Annotated in this window: 2 protein-coding genes; one reads left to right on the top strand and one right to left on the bottom strand. The window is 74.3% G+C overall.

The window, feature by feature from the left end; genetic code table 11:
* Positions 1-117: 117 nt before the first annotated feature.
* Positions 118-897: an oxidoreductase gene (locus ACWEBX_RS40050; protein ID WP_451889623.1), complete on the top strand. Its 780-nt coding sequence runs from the start codon at positions 118-120 to the stop codon at positions 895-897.
* Between the two features lie 18 nt (positions 898-915).
* Here the strand turns inward: ACWEBX_RS40050 and ACWEBX_RS40045 are convergent.
* On the bottom strand, positions 916-1765 hold an 850-nt coding region (locus ACWEBX_RS40045), incomplete at its 5' end, for a LysR family transcriptional regulator (protein WP_451889622.1).

Below are 1765 nucleotides of genomic sequence, written 5' to 3'. Positions count from 1 at the left end.
GTCCCGCGGGCGCCCCGCCCGGGGGGGGGGGCCCGGGCCCCACGGCACGCCTCGCGCCCACGGCCCTTCGTATGTCTCATGGACGGGGAGCACCTCCCACACTTGGAGCTGAGACGGATGAGCACCGAACTTCAGGGCAGGACGGCCGTCGTCACCGGAGCCAGCAAGGGCATCGGACTCGCGGTCACGGAGGCGCTGGCCGGAGCGGGCGCCACGGTGATCGCCGGTTCCCGCGGCACCTCGGCGGGCCTCGACGTCCTGGCCGGCAAGGGGAACGTGACCTGGGTGCCGGTCGACCTCGCCGAACCGGAGGCCGCGGCCAGGCTCGTCGAGGCGGCGGGCGGGCGGATCGACGTCCTGGTCAACAACGTGGGGACGGCCCCCGCCCGCACCGGCGGTTTCCTGTCGGTCACCGACGAGGAATGGCTGCGCACCGTCGATCTGAACCTGCTCACGGCCGTACGGGTCACCCGTGCGGCCCTGCCGTCGATGCTGGCCGCCGGTGAGGGCTCGGTCGTGACGATCGCCTCGGTCAACGCCACGCTGCCCGACCCCCTGGTCATCGACTACAGCGCGGGCAAGGCCGCCCTGGTCGCGTTCTCCAAGGCCCTGTCCAAGGAGGTCGGCCCGAAGGGTATCCGCGTCAACACGGTGAGCCCCGGCCCGGTGAAGACCGACCTGTGGCTCGGCGGCGGGGGCGTGGCCGCGACGGTCTCGGCGTCCGCCGGGCTCACCCCCGACGACGTGGTCGCCAAGGCTTCCGGCTCGACCGTCACCGGCCGCTTCTCCGAGCCGTCCGAGGTTGCCGACCTCGTGCTCTTCCTCGCCGGGGACCGGGCGCGCAACATCACCGGCAGCGACTTCGTCATCGACGGCGGCCTCATCCCGACCTGGTGAGCCCGGGGCGGCCCCCCGTCAGCGTTCCAGGAGCATCCGCTGCAGTTCCCGGGCCGCCCGGGGCGGCGCCACATCACTGCGGTGCGCCAGCGCGATGGTCCGCTCAAGACCGGGCGGCGCCAACGGTGTCACCCGCAGCCCGGGCCCGGACCGCGCGGCCACCATCCGCGGTACGACCGCGACGCCGAGGCCCGCCCGGACGAAGCCGAGCACCGCGTCCATCTCCCCGCCCTCGACCGCGAAGTCCGGTTCGAAGCCCTCGGCACGACAGGCGGCGACGGTCAGTTCCCGCAGGTCGTAGCCGTGCCGGAACATCACCAGACGCTCGCCCTCCAGATCGGCGACCCGGACCGCGCGCCGGCCGCCGCCCCCGCCGGGTGCCGGGGCGTCCGGCGACGACACCACCACCAGGTCCTCGCGCAGCAGCTCCACCGTGGTCAGCGCGGGGGACGGGGTGGGCAGGGGCAGGACGACGAGGGCGAGGTCGAGGGCGCCGCGCGCGAGTTCCCGTACGAGATCGTGCGAGCCGCCCTCCTCGATCAGCAGCCGGATGCCCGGATAGCGGTCGTGGAAGGCGCGCAGCACGTCGGGCAGCAGGCCCGTGCACAGGCTCGGGGTCGCGCCGAGCCGCACCCGGCCGCTGCGCAACTGAGCCAGCTCCTGCACCTCGTGCCGGGCGGTGTCCGCGTCGGCGAGGATGCGCCGGGCCAGCGGCAGCAGCGCCTCGCCCGCGTCGGTCAGCGTGATGTTCCCGCGCGCCCGCAGGAACAGATCTGCTCCCAACTCCCGCTCCAGCGCCTTGATCTGCTGGGACAGCGAGGGCTGCGCGACGTGCACCAGGTCGGCGGCCCGGGTGAAGTGCCGGGTC

Source organism: Streptomyces sp. NPDC005070 (assembly GCF_053600395.1).
Note: the sequence above shows the minus strand (reverse complement) of the source record. Positions and strands in the feature narration are given on the sequence as shown.